The following is an 18,203-nucleotide window of genomic DNA, read 5'->3' on the forward strand; positions in this document are numbered from 1 at the left end:
CCGGGGCGTTTTACAGCAGCTGTTCCGGTGATGGCTACTGGCTGTGACCCGAGGCTTTTTTGAATAGTTCAGCAGGGATGGCTAATCGCCCGAAAAAAATACTGATCGATCGGTCAATGCAGAAAAACTGAACTTTGGCGACGCGCAGCGGTATCCCCGACTCGTGCTGGAGTCAGGAATACCGGGGCTTTCAGGGGAGGCAGCGGTGAGGTGTCAGTGCTTTGGCTCATCGGCCCGGGAGGCCATATCGTGCAGGTAGCGACGCGATAGCGTGAGAAAACGCGGGGTTGCGCCGACGTCCTCATAAAGGGGGTCACCCTCTTCGTCGGTGGCGACCACATGCTGGCCCTGGACATAGGGGAAGCTCGCTTCGAGTTCCTCCAGGGCGGCACCGATCAATTCCCCCAGCAACTCTTCGGGGCTGCGCTTGGGGTACATCTCGGTAATCGCGGCGAGGCGGGCGGCGGCTTCCACGTCGAGGTGAACGGCGTAGCCGCTGTCGGTCAGGCGACCCTTGGCATTCTCTTCCCAGTGCTGGGCTAGCTCGCGGATTTTCATGGCGACCTCAATTCGCACCCGCTGGTGGCGGGTATTGATGAGTGGCCGGGCTGGCGTCAAGGCAGGGCCGGCGGTCAGCCCGGGTAGGGCCTAATTATCAGACTAGCTGCAGGCGGCCAGGTTCAGCGGGGAATTTTTTGTCGCCGGGCAATCGATCGCCCGGCTTGTAAGGCTTCGTCGCTGTGGTGCACTCTTGGGCTCTGGAACCGTCTCAGAGTCCGCCGGAGAGCCTGCCGATGTCCGATATTGATGTGCGTTTGCGTGAGGACGTTCACCTGCTGGGTGAACTGTTGGGCAATACCATCCGAGACCAGCACGGCGATGAGTTTCTCGACAAGATCGAGCGGATTCGCAAGAGCGCCAAGGCCGATCGCAGCGATTCGGCCAGTGCCGAGTTGAGCGCCAGCCTCGGTGACCTCGGTGACGACGAATTGCTGCCGGTGGCCCGGGCGTTCAACCAGTTCCTCAACCTGGCGAATATCGCCGAGCAGTATCAGTTGATCCACCGGCGTGACGAGTCGCAACCGGCGCCGTTCGAATCGCGAGTGCTGCCGGAGCTGCTCGCCCGCCTGCGCGCCGAAGGCCATGGCGCCGAGGCCCTGGCGCGACAACTGGGGCGCCTGGACATCGAACTGGTGCTCACCGCGCATCCCACCGAGGTGGCCCGGCGCACGTTGATCCAGAAATACGATGCCATTGCCGCGCAACTGGCGTTGCAGGACCACCGTGACCTGACCGCTGCCGAGCGCGAACAGATCCGCCAGCGCCTGCAACGGTTGATCGCCGAGGCCTGGCACACCGAGGAAATCCGCCGGACCCGGCCGACGCCGGTGGATGAAGCCAAGTGGGGCTTCGCGGTGATCGAGCATTCCCTCTGGCAGGCGATCCCCAACTACCTGCGCAAGGCCGACCAGGCCCTGCACGCCGCCACCGGCCTGCATCTGCCACTGGAGGCGGCGCCGATTCGCTTCGCGTCCTGGATGGGCGGCGACCGCGACGGCAACCCGAATGTCACCGCCAAGGTCACCCGTGAAGTCCTGTTGCTGGCGCGCTGGATGGCCGCCGACCTGTATCTGCGCGATGTCGACCAGCTGGCCGCCGATCTGTCGATGCAGCAGGCCAGCGAGGCCTTGCGCGCCCAGGCCGGCGACAGCGCCGAACCCTATCGCGCGGTGCTCAAGCAACTGCGCGAACGGCTAAGGGCGACCCGCCAGTGGGCCCATGCTTCGCTGGCGGTGACGCAGCCGGCCCCGGACGAGGTCCTGCAGAACAACCGCGAGCTGCTGGAGCCGCTGCAACTGTGCTATCAGTCCCTGCACGAATGCGGCATGGGCGTCATCGCCGATGGACCCTTGCTCGACTGCCTGCGGCGGGCGGTGACCTTCGGCCTGTTCCTGGTGCGCCTGGATGTTCGCCAGGACTCGTCGCGGCATGCCGCCGCCATGAGTGAGATCACCGACTACCTGGGCCTGGGTCGCTACGAAGACTGGGATGAAGACGCGCGCCTGACCTTCCTCATGCGCGAACTGGCCAATCGTCGGCCACTGCTGCCCGCGTACTTCAAGCCCTCGGCGGACACCGCCGAAGTGCTGGCGACCTGCAAGGAGATCGCGGCGGCACCGGCGGCTTCCCTGGGTTCCTATGTGATCTCCATGGCGGGCGCGGCTTCCGATGTGCTCGCGGTGCAACTGTTGCTCAAGGAGTCCGGGGTCCTGCGGCCGATGCGCGTGGTGCCGTTGTTCGAGACCCTGGCCGACCTGGACAATGCCGGTCCGGTCATGGAACGGCTGTTGCTGCTGCCCGGTTATCGTTCGCGCCTGCAAGGACCGCAGGAAGTGATGATCGGCTACTCCGACTCGGCCAAGGACGCCGGCACCACGGCGGCGGCCTGGGCACAGTACCGGGCCCAGGAGCGGCTGGTGGAGATCTGTCGGGAGCAGCAGGTCGAACTGCTGTTGTTCCATGGCCGCGGCGGTACCGTCGGGCGTGGCGGCGGTCCGGCCCATGCGGCGATCCTGTCGCAGCCGCCGGGCTCGGTGGCGGGGCGTTTCCGTACTACCGAACAGGGCGAGATGATCCGCTTCAAGTTCGGCCTGCCGGACATCGCCGAACAGAACCTCAATCTCTACCTGGCCGCCGTGCTCGAAGCCACCCTGCTGCCGCCGCCACCGCCGGAACCGGCCTGGCGCAGCCTGATGGACGAACTGGCCGCGGACGGCGTCAATGCTTACCGCGCCGAAGTACGGGACAATCCGCAGTTCGTCGAGTATTTCCGCCAGTCGACCCCGGAACAGGAACTCGGCCGTCTGCCACTGGGCAGTCGCCCGGCCAAGCGCCGGGCCGGTGGGATCGAAAGCCTGCGGGCGATCCCGTGGATTTTCGGCTGGACCCAGACACGCCTGATGCTGCCGGCCTGGCTCGGCTGGGAGGCGGCCCTGCGCAAGGCGCTGGAGCGTGGCGAAGGCGAACTGCTGGGGCAGATGCGCGAACAGTGGCCGTTTTTCCGCACGCGCATCGACATGCTGGAAATGGTCCTGGCCAAGGCCGACAGCGATATTGCGCGGTCCTACGACGAACGTCTGGTGGAGGCCGAACTGCTGCCGTTGGGTGTGCACTTACGCGACCTATTGTCGCAGGCGTGCACGGTGGTGCTGGGTCTGACCGGCCAGTCGCAACTGCTCGCCCACAGTCCCGAGACCCTTGAATTCATTCGCCTGCGCAACACCTACCTGGATCCGCTGCACCTGCTGCAGGCCGAGTTGCTGGCCCGTTCGCGCCGCCAGGAAAGCGCCCAGGACAGCCCTCTGGAACAGGCTTTACTGGTGTCTGTGGCGGGGATCGCCGCCGGGTTGCGCAATACCGGCTAAGGTGTTGTGAATCATCGCCTGCCGATGGCAGGACAGGAACGACCGCCCGGTCACGGGCGGTCGTTTTTGTGTGGCGACACTTTGTTGCCGGGTTGCGACTCGGGATACCGGGTTTCAGGTGTCATGATGGCAGCGGTTACTGCGACTTTCGGCGGCTTGTGTGGGGTCGGTCGGCTGTGTATCTTGATCAGCCTTTGGCCGTTTGGGCGGCCATCACCCTATTGTTGAGATTGGCCCCACGAGGCGAATCCGAGCGTTTCTAAATAAAAAATTGAGGAGCACATCGATGCGCGTCATTCTGCTGGGAGCTCCCGGTGCCGGTAAAGGCACTCAGGCTAAGTTCATCACCGAAAAATTCGGCATCCCGCAAATCTCCACCGGCGACATGCTGCGTGCCGCGGTCAAGGCCGGCACCGAGCTGGGCATCAAGGCCAAGGGCATCATGGATGCCGGTGGCCTGGTTTCCGATGACCTGATCATCGCGCTGGTCAAGGACCGTATCGCCCAGGCCGATTGTGCCAAGGGTTTCCTGTTCGACGGTTTCCCACGCACCATTCCGCAGGCCGAAGCCCTGGTGGATGCCGGTGTCGAGCTGGACAACGTGGTCGAGATCGCCGTCGACGATGAAGAAATCGTCCAGCGTATCGCCGGTCGCCGTGTCCACGAAGCTTCCGGTCGCGTCTATCACACCGTCTACAACCCGCCAAAGGTTGAAGGCAAGGATGACCTGACCGGCGAAGAGCTGATCCAGCGCAAGGACGACACCGAAGAAACCGTTCGTCATCGCCTGTCGGTCTACCACTCCCAGACCAAGCCGCTGGTGGATTTCTACCAGAAGCTGTCGGCTGCCCAGGGCAAGCCGAAGTACAGCCACATCGCTGGCGTCGGTTCGGTCGAAGCGATCACCGGCAAGGTGCTCGAAGCGCTGAGCTGATTGCCGCCGGCCTCTCCAACAGCCCGCTTGCGGGCTGTTGTTGTTTATACTGTCGCACTTTTTTCATTCTGACCTGACGGAAACATCGATGAGCACCTTGCTGGCCCTGGACACCGCGACTGAAGCTTGCTCCGTTGCCTTGCTGCATGACGGCAAGGTCACGAGCCACTACGAGGTGATCCCGCGCCTGCATGCGCAGAAGCTGCTGCCGATGATCCAGCAGTTGCTGGCCGATGCGGGCATCGCCCTGTCGGCTGTCGACGCCATTGCCTTTGGCCGCGGACCGGGAGCCTTCACTGGCGTGCGGATCGCCATCGGTGTGGTCCAGGGCCTGGCATTCGCGTTGGAGCGGCCGGTGTTGCCGGTGTCCAACCTGGCGGTGCTGGCGCAGCGGGCGTTTCGCGAGCATGGCGCCAGCCAGGTCGCGGCGGCCATCGACGCGCGGATGGATGAGGTGTATTGGGGCTGCTACCGCGAGGTGGCCGGGGAAATGCGCCTGGTCGGTGCCGAAGCGGTCCTGCCGCCGGAAGTCGTGGCCCTGCCGGACGCTGCCAGCGGCCCGTGGTTCGGTGCGGGCACCGGCTGGGGTTATGGCGAGCGGATCAACGTTGCCTTGACCGGCCAGGATGCTGGCATGCTGCCCCATGCCGAAGACCTGCTGACCCTGGCGCGATTCGCCTGGGCCCGTGGCGAAGCCATCGTTGCCGATGAGGCGCAGCCGGTCTACCTGCGGGACAAGGTCGCCACGCCGAAGGCCCGTTGAGGCCGAGCGCGTTCCCCTGGAGGAGCCGGCGGCGCTACCTAAATTTCAGGCTAAACTGGATGTTAAGCCGATCACCCTGAAAACTACGCCGACCAGTCAAAAATGTGCCGTCCGTCATGTTTTGCACCGGTTGATGTCGTTGTGTGAAAACCTTTTCCACGTTCTGTGGTCTGGTTATCACTCGGGCAATAGCTATGTACGGCGCGTACTGCTAAATTGCCATCATCGACACCGAGCATGCCACAATGCGTATAGACGGCGTTTCATCACAGTCCTACCCCATCAAGCGCAAGCCCCGCAAGGCTGGCGTGGTGCTCGATGGCGACGAGGAGCTGCTGGACAACGAGAATGACGACCTGTCGGAAGTCGCCGCTCGTGCCCAGGCCGCCGGCAGTCGCCTGGCCAACCTGCCGGCACGCCCGCAGGACATGATCTTCCCGCGCTCCATGAGCAAGAGTGTCGCGACCGCCCTGGCCAGCTACCTGACCACGGCCGGTTTTGTCGAATGGGATATGGAAGTGCTGGGGCTCGACCTGCATATCTGATCTAATCGGCGTCATGACCGGTTCCATCCTGCCTTACTACCTTGGTTGTCCCTCCTGGAGCGAAAACGCCTGGCGCGAATTCCTGTACCCGGAAAACGCTCGTCCGACGGATTTCCTCGATCTCTACTCGCAGGTCTTCAATGCCGTCGAGGGCAACACCACCTTCTATGCGCGGCCGGCACCCGGCACCGTGGAGCGCTGGGCGCAGACCATGCCCGGGCATTTCCGCTTCACCGCCAAGTTTCCCCGGGATATCAGCCACGGTGGCGACCTGCGCGAGCAGGCGCAGGCGGCCGAGGATTTCCTGCAACTGCTCAAACCGTTGGGCGAGCGGGTGTCGCCGCTGTGGCTGCAGTTACCGGCGAGTTTCGCGCCTCATCGCCTGAGCGAACTGGCCGGGTTTATCGACAGCCTGGAGCGACCGCTGGCCATCGAGGTCCGGCATCCGGAGTTCTTCGCCAAGGGCGATGCCGAGCGGATGCTCAATCGATTGCTGCTGGACCGCGGGGTGGAGCGCATCTGCCTCGATCCCCGGGCGCTGTTCAGCTGTACCTCGACCGAACCCTCGGTACTGCACGCCCAGTCGAAAAAGCCCAAGGTGCCACCACGTCCGGCGGCCTTCACCGCATTTCCCCAGGTGCGCTTCATCGGCCATCCGGAACTGGCGGCCAATGAAAGCTTCCTCACGCCCTGGATCGAGAAAATCGCCGGCTGGATCGAGGAAGGGCGGACGCCTTATATCTTCCTGCACACTTCGGACAATCGCCTGGCGCCGGAACTGGCCCGGCGTTTTCACCAGCGCCTGATGGTACGTTTGCCTGGCTTGCCGGCACTGCCTGAGCTATACAGAGAGCCCGCCGTGGAGCAACTGGGCTTGCTCTGACGGCGACCTGTTTCTTCTGCCGGGAGTCGACCAATGGACGCGCAACCCTCTCAACACCAGAGTATTCGAGCGCAGGCCTTCAAGGCCCTGCACGAGCGTGCCGGGGCCTTTGTGATCCCCAATCCGTGGGATGCCGGCTCGGCGAAAATGCTCGCCGCCCTGGGCTTCGAGGCCCTGGCGACCACCAGCGCCGGCCTGGCGTTCTCCCTGGGGCGCCCGGATGCCGAGGGCGCGATCAGCCGCGCCGATAACCTGGACAATGCCCAGGCGATTGTCCGGGCCACGGCCCTGCCGGTGGCGGCGGACCTGGAGAACTGTTTTGCCGACAGTCCCGCCGGTTGTGCCGAGACCATCCTGATGGCGGCCGAAGTCGGCCTGGTGGGTGGTTCCATCGAGGATGCCACGGGCAATGCCGGGGAGCCGATCTATCCCTTCACCCTGGCGGTCGAACGGGTCGAAGCGGCGGTGGCGGCTGCACGTAGCCTGCCTTTTGCCTTCACGCTGACGGCGCGGGCGGAAAACTTCCTGGTCGGCCGACGGGATCTGGATGACACCATCCGCCGCCTGCAGGCTTTCGCCGAGGCCGGCGCCGATGTGTTGTATGCGCCGGCCTTGAGCACGCCGCAAGAGATTCGCGCGATCGTCAAGGCGGTGGCACCCAAGCCGTTGAATGTCCTGATGTCCGGCGGCGTGTCGTTGTCGGTGGCGGACTTGAGTGCGCTGGGGGTCAAGCGCATCAGCGTCGGTTCGGCGTTGGCGCGGGCGGCGTATGGGGCGTTCTATCAGGCTGCCGAAGAGATTCGCGGGCAGGGGACCTTCGCTTTCGCCGAACGGGCGATACCGTTCGGCAAGATCAACCAGATGTTCAAGGACTGAGGGCGGCGCTGAAACGGGGAGTGGCGACTCAGGCCGCCAGGCGCAGGTTGTGGGCGACCAGCGGGCGAGCCCAGCGCAGGTCGTAGTCCATTTCTTTCTGTTGCCGGGCCAGTGTCTGTTCGTCGAACGGCACGGCCGGTTTTTCCAGCAGGTCGAGTTCGAACTCGGCGATCGGCAGATGCAGCGGGCGCGGCTGTGGTGCCGCGCCAGGATCTGGCAGTGGCTGACCGGCGGTGAGTACGATCGGGCGAACCCAACCGCTGTCGAAATCCTGTTGTTGCTGTTGTGCGACGAGTTCGTCGTCCGGATAGGGCGGGGCGGGCTTTTTCAGCAGGTCCAGCTCGAACTCGGCGATGGGCAGGAACAGCGGCTCAGGTGGACGAACGGGAGTATCGGTGACATCGCATTGCCGCTGATCGACGATCTGCGCGAGCATTTGCGCGCCGGCGGTCGGTTCGACCGGGCCATCGACCGGCAGCTCGACGCTGGCTTGCTTCGGTGCATCACCCACCTGCTCGGCCATGGCCCGGGCAAAGAAATCCTGCCACAGATGGCTGACGCCGCTCAGTGCTTGAGAATTTCGCAGGCCGTAATCGCCGACGGGCGATAGATAACCTATGGATGTGCGTTGAATATCTGACATAGCTCTCGGTCGACGCTCAGCTCTGGCAAAATGCTGGATCATTCTGTTATCGGCAGTTTTTGCCGATCATTAAATTTTTGAGCGTGTTTTTCATGAGTGAGCAGCAAGCGGCCGTACGGATCAGAGTCGAGGCCTTGGCCGAAGGGTTTCAGCCCCAGGCAGAGCAGTGGGCCGAACGGCTGGGGCTGCCATTGCAGGAGCCCGGGGCGGAGTTCGCCTTGCAGGTCGGCGCGCAGGGCTTGCAGTTGCAACAGCTCGGGGCGGATGCGCCGGGCCCGGTGCGGGTGGATTTCGTCGAGGGCGGTGCGGCGCACCGTCGGCTGTACGGTGGTGGCAGCGGGCAGATGATCGCCAAGGCGGTCGGTGTCCAGCAGGGTGTGCGCCCGCGGGTGCTGGATGCCACGGCCGGCCTGGGCAAGGATGCGTTTGTGCTCGCCAGCCTGGGCTGCGAGATGAGCCTGATCGAGCGTCAGCCGCTGATCGGCGCGTTGCTGGAAGATGGCCTGGCCCGTGGCCTCGATGATTTCGATGTGGCGCCGATCGTTGCGCGCATGCACCTGCTCAAGGGCAACTCGATCGAGGTGATGCGCGACTGGGAGGGCGAGCCGCCGCAGGTGATCTACCTGGACCCGATGTTCCCCCATCGGGAGAAAACCGCCCTGGTGAAGAAGGAAATGCGCCTGTTCCGGCCATTGGTCGGTGATGACCCGGATGCCCCGGCGTTGCTCGAAGCCGCGCTGGCGCTGGCCACGCACCGGGTGGTGGTCAAGCGTCCGCGCAAGGCGCCGTGCATTGTCGGGCCGAAACCGAGCCATGCCCTGGATGGCAAGTCGAGCCGCTACGATATCTATCCGAAGAAAGCGCTGAAGCCCTGAGGGCCCTTTCGCGGGCTTGCCGGGACTGCGGACCGCCGCGAAGACAGTTGTCCCGTCGCCCTGTGCTCAGGGCTTGTAGGCGCGCATGAACAGCGTCACCACCTCGCGCACATGCGCCTCGCTATCCTCGGCGTTCAGAGGCGCGCCGCAGCCATAGAGCAGACGGAAATTCGCCGCGCCCTTGAGCAGGCAGAAAAAATGCTCGGCGGCATTGTGCGGTTTGTCGATGTCCAGGGCGCCGCTCTGGTGGATCTTGCTCAGCAGCCGCTCCATCTCCGTGAGCATCCGCTGCGGGCCCGCCTCGAAGAAGATCTGCGACAGCTTCGGGTCCTGGCTGCCCAGCGCCATGATCAGCCGATGCAGGTTCACCGACTCGTCGCTGTTGATCAGGATATGAAAGCCGCGGGCGATATTGAGCAGCACCGATTCCACCGGCACACCCACGGGCAGGGCGAAGAACAGTTCGGGCAACTGCTCCTCGCATTTGGCCACCACGGCGGCGGAGAACAGTGTCTCCTTGTCGTTGAAATGGCTGTAGACCGTCAGTTTTGAAACACCTGCCGCTGCTGCTACCGCGTCCATGCTGGTGCTGGCGTATCCATTACTCAGGAACAGATCTTTCGCCGCGTCAAGAATGGCCTGGCGTTTTGCCAGGTCCTTGGGGCGGCCGGGGCCGCTGGGCACAGAAAGATTGTCGGACATTTTTCACTTTAATACTGGACTGGTCAGTTTGGTATTAATACCATACTAGCCAGTATAATTATTCTGAGCATTCCTAGCGAAAGGTCCTACACCATGTTCCGCTATGTCCTGCCCCTTGCGTTGCCGGTCAGTTTAGCCTTTTTCCTGGCGGGCTGTGGTCACGAAGAGTCCGCCCAAGTCACTGTACGTCCCGCAATGGTGGTTCAACCGCAACTCTCGGCCCAGGCCATGGACAGTTATCCCGGTGAGGTCCGTGCACGTTTCGAACCTGAGCTGGCGTTCCGTATCGGCGGCAAGGTCACCCGGCGACTGGTCGAGGAGGGCGAGCGGGTCAAGGCCAACCAACCGCTGGCGGAGCTTGATCCCCAGGATGTGCGCCTGCAACTGGAAGCGACCCGCGCCCAGGTCGCGGCAGCCGAGGCCAACCTGAGCCTGGTGCGTTCCGAGCGGGATCGCTACAAGACCCTGCTGGACCGGCAGATGGTCAGCCGTTCGCAGTATGACAATGCGGAAAACACCTACCGTGCCGGCGAAGCGCGACTCAGGCAGATCAAGGCCGAGTTCGACGTCTCCAGCAACCAGGCCGGCTACGCCGTGCTGCGCGCCCCCCAGGACGGGGTGGTCGCCAAGCGCCAGGTCGAGGTCGGCCAGGTGGTGGCGGCCGGACAGACGGTCTTCACCCTGGCCGCTGACGGCGAGCGCGAAGTGCTGATCAGTTTTCCGGAGCAGGCCTTCGGACGGTTCAAGGTCGGCCAGGATGTCTCGGTCGAACTCTGGTCCCAGCCGGACCAGCGCTTCAACGGACATATCCGCGAGCTGTCGCCGGCAGCCGATCCGAAATCGCGGACCTTCGCCGCGCGCATCGCCTTCAGTGCCGGGAAAACTCCCGCCGAGCTGGGCCAGAGCGCGCGGGTGTTCGTCCAGGCGGCGAGTGTCGTGCCGCTGTCGGTGCCGTTGTCTTCGCTGACCGCCGAGAATGGCGCGACCTACGTCTGGAAAGTCCAGGCGGACAACACCCTCAAGCGCACCCCGGTGCGTGTCGGCGCCTTCGGCGAGAAGAGCGTGCCGGTGCTCGAAGGCCTCGGGGCCAATGACTGGGTGGTGGCGGCCGGTGTGCATGTGCTCCATGAGGGCGAACTGATTCGCCCGGTGGATCGCTCCAACCGCGTGGTCAACCTGGCGGCCAAGGAGTAGTCCCCGATGGGTTTCAACCTTTCCGAATGGGCGTTGCGTAACCGCCAGATCGTGCTGTTCCTGATGATATTGCTGGCGCTGGTGGGGGCTCTGTCCTACACCAAGCTTGGCCAGAGCGAAGATCCGCCGTTCACTTTCAAGGCCATGGTGATCCGCACCAACTGGCCAGGGGCGACGGCCCAGGAAGTCTCGCGGCAGGTCACCGAGCGCATTGAAAAGAAACTGATGGAAACCGGTGAGTACGAGCGGATCATGTCGTTCTCCCGTCCGGGCGAATCCCAGGTGACCTTCATGGCCCGGGACTCGCTGCACTCGGCGCAGATTCCCGAGTTGTGGTACCAGGTCCGGAAGAAAATCGGCGATATCCGCCAGACCCTGCCACCGGATATCCAGGGGCCGTTCTTCAACGACGAGTTCGGTACCACCTTCGGCAACATCTATGCGCTGACCGGCGACGGCTTCGACTACGCGGTGCTCAAGGACTACGCCGACCGTATCCAGATCCAGCTGCAACGGGTCAAGGACGTGGGCAAGGTCGACCTGCTGGGACTGCAGGACGAGAAGATCTGGATCGAGCTGTCGAACGTCAAGCTGGCGACCCTCGGCCTGCCGCTGGCGGCGGTCCAGCAGGCGTTGCAGGAGCAGAACACGGTATCCACGGCGGGCTTCTTCGAAACGCCGACGGAACGTGTGCAACTGCGCGTCAGCGGCAATTTCAAGAGCGTCGACGAGATACGCAATTTCCCGATCCGGGTCGGCGATCGCACCTTCCGCATCGGCGACATCGCCGAGATTCATCGCGGCTTCAATGAGCCACCGGCGCCGCGCATGCGCTTCATGGGGGAAGATGCCATCGGCCTGGCCGTGGCGATGAACGACGGCGGCGATATCCTGGTGCTGGGCAAGGCGCTGGAGGTCGAGTTCGCGCGGATCCAGAAAAGCCTGCCGGCGGGCATGCAGTTGAGCAAGGTTTCCGACCAGCCGGCGGCGGTCAAGACCGGTGTCGGCGAGTTCGTCCAGGTGCTGGTGGAGGCCCTGGCGATTGTCCTGCTGGTGAGTTTCTTCTCCCTCGGTGTGCGCACCGGCATGGTGGTGGCCCTGGCGATTCCGCTGGTGCTGGCGATGACCTTCGCCACCATGTATTACCTCGGCATCGGCCTGCACAAGATTTCCCTCGGCGCGCTGGTGCTGGCGCTGGGCCTGCTGGTGGACGATGCGATCATTGCCGTGGAAATGATGGCGATCAAGATGGAGCAGGGTTTCGACCGGCTCAAGGCGGCGAGTTTCGCCTGGACCAGCACGGCGTTCCCGATGCTCACCGGGACGCTGATCACCGCCGCCGGCTTCCTGCCGATCGCGACCGCGCAGTCGGGGACCGGCGAGTACACCCGTTCGATCTTCCAGGTGGTGACCATCGCGCTGCTGGCGTCATGGATCGCCGCCGTGGTGTTTGTGCCCTACCTGGGGGAAAAACTGCTACCGGACCTGGCGAAGATCCATGCCGCCAAGCATGGCGCGGGACAACCGGACCCCTACGCCACGCCGTTCTACCAGCGGGTGCGCCGCCTGGTGGGCTGGTGCGTGCGTCGGCGCAAGACGGTGATTGTCCTGACCGTCCTGCTGTTCGTGGGTTCGGTGGCGTTGTTCCGCTTCGTCCCCCAGCAGTTCTTCCCTGCCTCCGGGCGGCTGGAACTGATGGTCGACCTGAAGCTGGCCGAAGGCGCGTCGCTGAGCAACACCGCCGATCAGGTCAAGCGCCTGGAAGGCCTGCTCAAGGGGCATGCGGGCATCGACAACTACGTGGCCTATGTCGGCACCGGTTCGCCGCGTTTCTACCTGCCGCTGGACCAGCAATTGCCGGCGGCCAGCTTTGCCCAGTTTGTCGTGCTGGCGAAAACCATCGAGGACCGTGAAAGCCTGCGGACCTGGTTGATCGCCACGCTCAACGAGCAGTTCCCGGATCTGCGCTCGCGGGTCACGCGCCTGGAGAACGGTCCGCCGGTCGGTTATCCGGTGCAGTTCCGGGTCACCGGTGAACATATCGAAGTGGTGCGCGCCCTGGCCCGCAAGGTGGCGGCCAAGGTGCGGGAGAACCCCCATGTGGTCAACGTGCACCTGGACTGGGAAGAGCCGAGCAAGGTGGTCTATCTGAATGTCGACCAGGATCGTGCCCGCGCCCTGGGCGTGAGCACGGCGAACCTGTCACGCTTCCTGCAGAGCTCCCTGACCGGATCGACCGTCAGCCAGTACCGCGAAGACAACGAGTTGATCGAGATCCTGCTGCGCGGCACCGTGCACGAGCGCAACGAGCTGTCGGCCCTGCCGAGCCTGGCGGTGCCGACCGACAACGGCGCCAGTGTGGCGTTGTCGCAGATCGCGACGCTGGAGTACGGTTTCGAGGAAGGCATCATCTGGCACCGCAATCGCCTGCCGAACGTGACCATCCGCGCCGACATCTACGGCCAGGAACAGCCGGTGAGCCTGGTCAAGCAGATCATGCCGACCCTGGACCCGATCCGTGCCGAACTGCCGGATGGCTACCTGCTGGACGTGGGCGGTACGGTGGAGGACTCGGAGCGTGGCCAGGCCTCGGTGAACGCCGGGGTGCCCTTGTTCATCGTGGTGGTGCTGACCCTGCTGATGCTGCAATTGCGCAGTTTCTCGCGGGTGGCGCTGGTGTTCCTCACCGCACCGCTGGGGCTGATTGGCGTGACGCTGTTCCTGCTGGTGTTCCGCCAGCCGTTCGGTTTCGTGGCCATGCTCGGGACTATCGCCTTGTCGGGGATGATCATGCGTAACTCGGTGATCCTGGTGGACCAGATCGAGCAGGATATCCGTGCGGGCATGTCGCAATGGCAGGCGATCATCGAGGCGACGGTACGGCGCTTCCGGCCGATCGTGCTGACCGCCCTGGCGGCGGTGCTGGCGATGATCCCGCTGTCGCGCAGCGTGTTCTACGGGCCGATGGCGGTCGCGATCATGGGCGGCCTGATCGTGGCGACGGCCTTGACCCTGCTGTTCCTGCCGGCGCTGTATGCCGGCTGGTTCAGGGTGAAGAAGACCGCGGAATAAGCCGCTGCGCGGGGTCGAAGATCGTTCCCACGCTCTGCGTGGGAACGCCTGGCTGGATGCTCTGCGTCCGCTGTTGTGACGCGGAGCGTCACGGGCTGCATTCCCACGCGGAGCGTGGGAACGATCGGAGTTTGCTCCCACTGGGTGGGAGCGATCGGTGGGATCAGAGCGCGCCGAACACCTTTTTCGCCAGGCTGGTGGCCGCTTCCGCCGGGTTGGCGCGGATGCCTTCTTCCTTCTGGGCGATCATCTTGAACAGGCCGTCCAGGGCCTTTTCCGTCACGTAGCTTTCAATGTTGGCACTCTTGGCATCAAGCACGCCAAGGGTCGCGGCCTGCCCGGCGAACGAGTTGTACTGCTTGGCCAGGCCGACCTGGTCGGTGGCCTGCTTGACGATCGGCAGGAACTTGGCGCGGATCTGTTCGCGGCTGGTCTTGTCCAGGTACTGGGTGGCCGAGTCCTTGCCGCCGGTGAGAATGCCCTTGGCATCGGTCACGGTCATCTTTTTCACCGCGTCCACCAGCAGGGCCTGGGCCTGCGGCATGGCCGCCTCCGCCGCCTTGTTCATGCTGGTTTCCAGCTGGTCGACCTGTTCACCCATGCCGAACTGTTTCATCTTGCTGGCGACCTTGCCCAGCTTGCCCGGCAGTTCGATCTTCACTTCCGGGTTGTTGCTGAAGCCGCCAGGTTTGCCGAGCGTCGTGACGGCTGCGACGGCCCCCTGGGCCAGGGCGTCCTTGAGGCCGCCCGAGGCTTCGCCCTGGGAAAGGCTGCCCAGGGACAGGGCCAGGGCGTTGGCAGAAATCAGCAGGCCGGCGCAGAGGCCTGCCAGGCGTAGGGAAGGACGGAGCATGGAAAGCTTCCTTATTCGAGAAGTGAAGAAATGACCGGGCGGCATCGACACGGATCCGCGAGGGCTGTGCAGATGCAACCCGGTACTCAGGAGAATCTAACGGATTTGCCGCCAAACGCCAGCGCCCGACGGCTCCTGTCTCTTCGAATCAGGCGCTCAGCGTCAGCGGCTGGGGTTTTTCCTTCAGCAGCACGACGGTCCTGGGGATGGGTTTCAGGGTGAATTTGCGCCGGCTGCCGAAGGTGCCGCGGGTCTCGTAGGCCTGGCCGGGCTTGACCTTGAGCGGGTCATACCGCAGGTAGCGGGGGATCGAGCCCTTGAGCAGGGTGATTTCCTCGCTGAGCACGTAAGGCGGGAGGCCGGGCTCCGTCAGGGCCACCAGCCTCAGGGTCGCCAGGGTGTTTTCCTCCGTGCCGATCAGCGGCACCAGCGCGGCGCTCAGGTAGAGGTAGCCGGGCGGGCTCAGGTGGAAGCTTTCTTCCTGGTTGTCCTTGCGCCAGCGGAAGCTGTACTTGAGATCGGCCAGTTGCGAGACGCCGGCCACGCTCATGTCGAACTCGATCTCGATCTTGCAGTTGTACCTGAGATCCTGGGGCAGTTCGAAAGTGAAGCGCCATGGCGACTGGGTGGGCAGCCGGGCGGCGGTCCAGGTGCCCAGGACCGTGCCCGTGCAACGGTTGCGCAGGATGATCCGGGTCTCTGCCTGGGCCGGGATCGAGTAGTCCGGCGGGAAGTGGAAAACAGCGGTCACGACATTTTTTGCAGTCATCTCGATATCCTTATCGAACGCGTCAAAAGCAACGCAAGGTTCAGTCTATACGAGCGTCGGCGGGGTAAATCCGGCAAGGAAACATCCGTGCTTCTTTGCCGAACCGTCTGTCATGAGGTCGCCTATTCTCCGACGCTGGCCGGCTGATCGGCGGCATCCTCGTTGCGGTGCAGCGCCACCTGGCGGATCGACAGGCGGATCTCCGCGGGCAACACCCGCTTGGCCGCGCCTTCCGCCAGTTCGCCGAGCAGTTCGTGATGGCCCAGCTTGCCGGCTTCGTCCCGGCGCAGGACGCCGAGGTCGAGCAGGGTCTGGATAAAGTGTCGGAACAGGCTCTTGTCGAAGAACTCCGGGGCGTTGAGCCCGTGCAGGATCGACAGGCGCTGGGCCATGACCGTGCACAGGTCTTCCAGTTCTTCGGCGCTGATGCTGTTCTGGCCGCTGTTGAGCAGCAGCGAGATCGCCATGTAGAAGCGTTGCAGGGTCTGGGCAATGCTTTTCGACAGCAGCGTCAGCAGGACGAAATGCCGCGAGCTGGGCGCCGGACGCAGGTAGACCTCGTTCTCGAAACGCAGCAGGCCCTGTTCGACAAAGGCTTCGAGCCACTGGTCGATCACGGCGTCGAGTTCGTCGAGGGACCAGCGAATGAACAGTTCCGATTGCAGGTACGGGTACAACGCCCGGGTATAACGCAGGATCAGCTCGCGGCTCATGCGTGACGAGCTCTGGAAGAAACTCGCCAGCAGGGCCGGCAGGGCGAAGATATGCAGGACGTTGTTGCGATAGTAGGTCATCAGGACGGCGTTCTGCTCGTCCAGGTAGAGGATCTTGCCCAGGGCATCGCTCTGTTCGGAGAGCAGGTCCATATCCTTGACATGCTGGATCAGCGCGCGACCGTCACCTTGTGGCAGGGTGGTGTGCGGCGAATAGGGCACGCGGCGCAGCAAGGCCAGGTAGAGATCGAGGACCCGGGCCATGGCGCGGTCGTCCAGGGCCAGGCGGCTGGTGGACAGCAGGGCCAGGGCCACCAGGTTCACCGGGTTGATCGCGGCGGCTTCGTTGAGGTGGCGGGCCACGCGCTCGCCGAGGCGGTTGGTGGTCGCGTTCAGCCATGCCGGCTTGAACTGCGGACCCAGTTCCTGGGTCCGCCAGTCCGGTTGTTCCTGGTCGAGGAATTCGGCGAGCTTGATCGGTTCGCCGAAGTTGACCGCCACCTGGCCGAAGCGCTGCTTGAGGGCGCCGATGACCTTGAAGATATCGAAGATCGATTCCTTTTTCTTGCTCGCCCCGCGCAACTCACCGAGATAGGTACGACCTTCCAGCACCCGCTCGTAGCCGATGTAGACCGGGACGAAGACGATCGGCATGCGCGAGGAGCGCAGGAAGCTGCGCAGGGTGATCGCCAGCATCCCGGTCTTCGGTTGCAGCATGCGTCCGGTCCGCGAGCGTCCGCCCTCGACGAAGTACTCCACCGGGAAACCCTTGGTGAACAGGGTATGCAGGTATTCGTTGAACACCGAGGTGTAGAGCGGGTTGCCCTTGAACGTGCGGCGCATGAAGAACGCGCCGCCACGGCGCAGCAGGCTGCCGATCACCGGCATGTTGAGGTTGATCCCGGCGGCGATGTGCGGCGGGGTCAGGCCGTTGCGAAACAGCAGGTAGGACAGCAGCAGGTAATCGATGTGGCTGCGGTGGCAGGGTACGTAGATCACCTCGTGACCCTGGGCCACGGCTTGCACGCCTTCGATATGGTTGACCCTGATGCCGTCGTAGATCTTGTTCCAGAACCAGCTCAGCACCACTTCGAGGAAGCGGATCGCGGTGTAGGTGTAGTCCGAGGCGATTTCGTTGCCGTAGCGCAGGGCCTGTTCCTTGGCCTTTTCCACGGAGATGTTCTCGCGTTCGGCTTCTTCGAGGATCGCCTGGCGCACCAGTGGCTCGTTGACCAGGCCCTTGACCAGGTTGCGCCGGTGGGACAGGTCGGGCCCGATGACTGCGGTCTTGAGGTTGCGAAAGTGTACCCGCAGGATGCGCTGGGCCATGCGCACGGTGCGTTCGTGGCCCTTGTTGTGCTCCACCAGTTCGCGCAGGCGGATCGGCGCGGAGAACTGCACGCGGGTCTTGCGCCCGAGAATCAGGATGCTCAGCAGCCGGCGCAGGCGACCGGTGACCGCCCAGCTATCGGCGAACAGCAGTTTCCACGGGCTCGACTCGCTGTCCGGCGACTGCCCCCAGAACACGCTGACCGGGATGATCTGGGCATCTTCGACGGCGTCCCGGCTCAGGGTGTCGACCAGGCGGGTCAAGGTCGGTGGCGCGCCACGCTTGTCCTGGCGGCCCAGCCAGTCCGGCTCCGGGGTCAGGTAGAAAAAGGCCGCCGGCTCCATCAGGGGGCCCACCGACACCGGCAGTACCGGGCGCGGCAGGCCGGCCTTGGTGCATTCGCGGTCGACCACGGCCAGGTCGGTCAGCGACGGCGATTGCAGGACGTAGAACACCGGGCGGCTGCGGTCGAGGTTGAGGGTCAGGGACGACTGGTTGATCGTCTCCGAGCGCACCCACAGGTACAGGAGGCGGCGCAGGGTGCCAAACACAAGACGGCGGAACGGGGAGCGGGTCATACGGCTTCTGCTTAAGGTGGCTGCTTCAGGTGGCTGAACCAGGTGAAT

Annotated in this window: 15 protein-coding genes; 9 read left to right on the forward strand and 6 right to left on the reverse strand. The window is 64.0% G+C overall.

Features of this window, described 5'->3' with window-relative positions; translation table 11 throughout:
• Positions 1-213: 213 nt before the first annotated feature.
• Positions 214-558 (reverse strand): hypothetical protein, encoded by a 345-nt coding sequence (locus KI243_RS06205; protein WP_017127091.1) that lies wholly within the window; start codon positions 556-558, stop codon positions 214-216.
• Positions 559-794: 236 nt separating this feature from the next.
• Here KI243_RS06205 and ppc point away from each other — a divergent pair, with 236 nt between their 5' ends.
• From ppc to KI243_RS06235, 6 genes are all read left to right on the forward strand, one after another.
• Positions 795-3,425, forward strand: a complete 2,631-nt coding sequence (ppc, locus tag KI243_RS06210; protein ID WP_103033047.1) for a phosphoenolpyruvate carboxylase — start codon at positions 795-797, stop codon at positions 3,423-3,425.
• Positions 3,426-3,711: 286 nt separating this feature from the next.
• Positions 3,712-4,359: an adenylate kinase gene (gene adk / locus KI243_RS06215; RefSeq protein WP_017127092.1), complete on the forward strand. Its 648-nt coding sequence runs from the start codon at positions 3,712-3,714 to the stop codon at positions 4,357-4,359.
• 88 nt (positions 4,360-4,447) lie between these two features.
• On the forward strand, positions 4,448-5,122 hold the full coding sequence (tsaB, locus tag KI243_RS06220) for a tRNA (adenosine(37)-N6)-threonylcarbamoyltransferase complex dimerization subunit type 1 TsaB (RefSeq protein ID WP_212810618.1): 675 nt from the start codon (positions 4,448-4,450) through the stop codon (positions 5,120-5,122).
• A 245-nt stretch (positions 5,123-5,367) separates the two neighbouring features.
• Positions 5,368-5,667, forward strand: coding sequence for a hypothetical protein (locus KI243_RS06225; protein ID WP_017127094.1), 300 nt, complete (start codon positions 5,368-5,370; stop codon positions 5,665-5,667).
• A gap of 13 nt (positions 5,668-5,680) precedes the next feature.
• Complete coding sequence (locus KI243_RS06230) at positions 5,681-6,550, forward strand: DUF72 domain-containing protein (protein ID WP_017127095.1); 870 nt, start codon at positions 5,681-5,683, stop codon at positions 6,548-6,550.
• 33 nt (positions 6,551-6,583) lie between these two features.
• Entirely contained in the window at positions 6,584-7,426 is an 843-nt protein-coding gene (locus tag KI243_RS06235) for an isocitrate lyase/phosphoenolpyruvate mutase family protein (RefSeq protein WP_212810619.1), read from the forward strand.
• A gap of 28 nt (positions 7,427-7,454) precedes the next feature.
• Here KI243_RS06235 and KI243_RS06240 read toward each other — a convergent pair whose 3' ends face one another.
• Complete coding sequence (locus KI243_RS06240; RefSeq protein WP_042935714.1) at positions 7,455-8,069, reverse strand: hypothetical protein; 615 nt, start codon at positions 8,067-8,069, stop codon at positions 7,455-7,457.
• Between the two features lie 92 nt (positions 8,070-8,161).
• Here KI243_RS06240 and KI243_RS06245 point away from each other — a divergent pair, with 92 nt between their 5' ends.
• Positions 8,162-8,944 (forward strand): class I SAM-dependent methyltransferase, encoded by a 783-nt coding sequence (locus KI243_RS06245; protein WP_177146710.1) that lies wholly within the window; start codon positions 8,162-8,164, stop codon positions 8,942-8,944.
• A gap of 66 nt (positions 8,945-9,010) precedes the next feature.
• Here the strand turns inward: KI243_RS06245 and KI243_RS06250 are convergent, their stop codons facing one another.
• A complete protein-coding gene (locus tag KI243_RS06250; RefSeq protein WP_177109057.1) occupies positions 9,011-9,646 on the reverse strand; it encodes a TetR/AcrR family transcriptional regulator in 636 nt (211 codons plus the stop codon).
• Between the two features lie 93 nt (positions 9,647-9,739).
• On the opposite strand from KI243_RS06250, the gene KI243_RS06255 reads away from it, so the two are divergent.
• Both KI243_RS06255 and KI243_RS06260 read left to right on the forward strand, forming a co-directional pair.
• Positions 9,740-10,840: an efflux RND transporter periplasmic adaptor subunit gene (locus tag KI243_RS06255; RefSeq protein ID WP_042935715.1), complete on the forward strand. Its 1,101-nt coding sequence runs from the start codon at positions 9,740-9,742 to the stop codon at positions 10,838-10,840.
• A 6-nt stretch (positions 10,841-10,846) separates the two neighbouring features.
• Complete coding sequence (locus tag KI243_RS06260; RefSeq protein ID WP_212810620.1) at positions 10,847-13,912, forward strand: efflux RND transporter permease subunit; 3,066 nt, start codon at positions 10,847-10,849, stop codon at positions 13,910-13,912.
• Between the two features lie 163 nt (positions 13,913-14,075).
• Here the strand turns inward: KI243_RS06260 and KI243_RS06265 are convergent, their stop codons facing one another.
• The 3 genes from KI243_RS06265 to plsB all read right to left on the reverse strand — a co-directional run bounded on the left by KI243_RS06265 (position 14,076) and on the right by plsB (position 18,155).
• On the reverse strand, positions 14,076-14,765 hold the full coding sequence (locus KI243_RS06265; protein ID WP_177085706.1) for a DUF4197 domain-containing protein: 690 nt from the start codon (positions 14,763-14,765) through the stop codon (positions 14,076-14,078).
• Positions 14,766-14,913: 148 nt separating this feature from the next.
• Positions 14,914-15,534: a hypothetical protein gene (locus KI243_RS06270; protein WP_017127103.1), complete on the reverse strand. Its 621-nt coding sequence runs from the start codon at positions 15,532-15,534 to the stop codon at positions 14,914-14,916.
• Positions 15,535-15,656: 122 nt separating this feature from the next.
• Complete coding sequence (gene plsB / locus KI243_RS06275; protein WP_017127104.1) at positions 15,657-18,155, reverse strand: glycerol-3-phosphate 1-O-acyltransferase PlsB; 2,499 nt, start codon at positions 18,153-18,155, stop codon at positions 15,657-15,659.
• Positions 18,156-18,203 lie beyond the last annotated feature (48 nt).

Origin of the sequence: Pseudomonas sp. Ost2, from assembly GCF_018326065.1 — a bacterium.
GTDB classification, from domain to species: Bacteria; Pseudomonadota; Gammaproteobacteria; order Pseudomonadales; family Pseudomonadaceae; genus Aquipseudomonas; species Aquipseudomonas gingeri.